Consider the following 1,914-nt stretch of genomic DNA (forward strand, 5'->3'; position numbering starts at 1 on the left):
AGAATAGGCGTGGAACGTGACAAATCATCAAAAAAGCCCAACTGAGCACATTTGGGCTTTTTACATCAACATAAGACACTGAAATTTAATGAGAAATGAAAAGCATTTCGTATAAGGTGTATTATGTTAATTTTAGACAATTTAAAAAATCACATGGTAGATCATCAATGAATAGGACGCCCCCTAAAAAAGTAATTCAAACTCTTAGACAGGAGGTAGGATTTGGTTGTCCTGTTCCTAATTGTGGAAACCCTTATCTCGAATGGCATCATTTCGATCCGCCTTGGAGTATTGAAAATCATCACAGACCAGAGGGTATGATTGCTCTTTGTACACAGCATCATAAAAATGCTGATAATTATGCTTATACCAATGATCAATTAGTAGAGTTTAAAAAAAATAAGGTTAATTCAGAAAAAGTAAAAGGCAATTTTGAATGGCGGAGAAATAAATTATTAACCGTAGTAGGGGGAAATTTCTACTATGAAACACCTCGCGCACTTGTAATTGATAATTATGATGTAGTTTCTTTAACAAGGGATGAAAGTGGTTATTTACTGCTAAATGTTGAAATGCTTAGTGTGTCTAAGGAAGAGCGTTTAGTAATGAGGAATAACTGCTGGGAAAATATAGGAACTCCTATTGATTTTAAGTGCCCCCCTAGTGGTAAAGAAATTGAAATTAAATATGAAAATGGAGATTTTCTATCAATTAAATTTTATGTCATTAATAATAAAGAATTATTTAAAAAGAATTTTGATATAGAAGCTCCTGATTCCTTAGAATTCCCTCTAACTATTTCTGAAATTAACTTTGAAGTATCTGGTATAGACATAAAAGTTTCACCAAAAGGTACAAACATTCAAACAAATCAATTTATACGAAATTTTTCATATAATTGTGGTGTAGGTATGATGTTGAATTTAGGAATAAAATGGCGTCAAAATTGGAATTTAGTACCAGTTCCTAGTCGTAGAGCAGCCTCATGTCCATGTAATAGTGGTTATAGATATAAACACTGTCATGGAAAAATAGAATTAGGGGGCTAATTTTATTTATAAACCTTCATTTTACATAATGGCTGTTATACGAAATTTAGATGTTAGAACCCATTTAAATTAATGAGTTATTGAATAAGTAAAACCCTCTAAGTAGACTTTTAGAAGTTGTAAATCTAGGAAAAGGCTAAACATGCCGTTGATTGAGTATTACGGTCTGCTATTTGAATGGCACGATAAAAAAATGGAAATAGTCTATCGAGGGCGTGAAATTACTTTTGAAGAAGTATGTAGCGTTTTTCTTGATCCAGAGCTGATGTCCTTTGACGATCTTGGTCATTACGATGAGCAACGGCTAATATCAATTGGTCTGAGTAATCGTGGTAGACTACTAACAGTGGTTTGGGTTGAACGTGGTGATGTTGCAAGAATCATTACTGGCTTTGAGCCATCGCACAATCAAAAGCGGAGGTATAACCATGCAAAATGAATTAGAACGCTATAAAAATTTTGACCCTACCAATGCGCCAGTAGTAAAACCAAATTTTGTGAAAAAATTACAAGAACGCCATGCCACTGCTCAAGCAAAGGCTTTTGATGCAGATGTTGTAACTTGGCTAAGCTCTCAAGATAATGAAACAAAACAGCATATTAACGATATGGTTCGTCATATCATGGCTTTGAAACGTGTTTAATTAAAATTTTGCTCGATGCTTTGAAATAGGGCTTTAGCCATGTTTCAAAGTCGAGCCACTTTGCGTGCACCGGTATAAATTGAATAACGAAAGAAACCAAGCAAAGTACTGTCCCATCTCATAACTTGGTTGACTATGAAAACATATAATTTAGCCCAAAGTTTTTTCATTATTTCTGTGCTTACTGGCTGCATGGCAAAGCCTGCTTTAGTTTCTAATAT

At 34.1% G+C, this 1,914-nt stretch carries 3 protein-coding genes; all 3 read left to right on the plus strand.

The features are described 5' to 3' along the window. Window positions 1–167: 167 nt before the first annotated feature. The 3 genes from FTV31_RS16485 (at window position 168) to FTV31_RS16495 (ending at window position 1,693) form a co-directional block, all read left to right on the plus strand. On the plus strand, window positions 168–1,049 hold the full coding sequence (locus tag FTV31_RS16485; protein WP_005020924.1) for a hypothetical protein: 882 nt from the start codon (window positions 168–170) through the stop codon (window positions 1,047–1,049). Between the two features lie 142 nt (window positions 1,050–1,191). Then, window positions 1,192–1,488: a BrnT family toxin gene (locus tag FTV31_RS16490; RefSeq protein WP_180015727.1), complete on the plus strand. Its 297-nt coding sequence runs from the start codon at window positions 1,192–1,194 to the stop codon at window positions 1,486–1,488. Next, window positions 1,478–1,693 (plus strand): hypothetical protein, encoded by a 216-nt coding sequence (locus FTV31_RS16495; RefSeq protein ID WP_111886106.1) that lies wholly within the window; start codon window positions 1,478–1,480, stop codon window positions 1,691–1,693. Before FTV31_RS16490 ends, FTV31_RS16495 begins: the two co-directional genes overlap by 11 nt. The last annotated feature ends 221 nt before the right edge of the window (window positions 1,694–1,914 follow it).

This window comes from Acinetobacter sp. YH16031, from assembly GCF_013417335.1.
Taxonomy (GTDB): domain Bacteria; phylum Pseudomonadota; class Gammaproteobacteria; order Pseudomonadales; family Moraxellaceae; genus Acinetobacter.